Below are 243 nucleotides of genomic sequence, written 5' to 3' on the forward strand. Positions count from 1 at the left end.
AAAGCCTAGGAAGTCAAAACCACGGCTAATGTGAGTAATGTGCGTTTTCTCTTCGGAGAGCGTTAAGCCTCTGTGTGCTAAGAAGTCAGCAATCAACGGTTTGATATCGTTCTCCAGCACGTCCTTTGAAGTGCAAGTGACGACGAAATCATCGGCGTATCCTATAAAGTTGGCTCTCGCCCCATTTTTAAGTGCGGTGGACTTTATGCGTTGCTCAAGACCTGCAAGAGTCATCAGCATCAA

The 243-nt window shown here is 46.5% G+C and carries 1 protein-coding gene; it reads right to left on the reverse strand.

Features of this window, described 5'->3' with window-relative positions:
* Positions 1-243: reverse transcriptase domain-containing protein (locus tag AN394_RS21445; RefSeq protein ID WP_268795678.1), on the reverse strand; the 243-nt coding region annotated here is incomplete at both ends.

This window comes from Pseudoalteromonas sp. P1-26, from assembly GCF_001401795.1.
Lineage (GTDB): Bacteria > Pseudomonadota > Gammaproteobacteria > Enterobacterales > Alteromonadaceae > Pseudoalteromonas.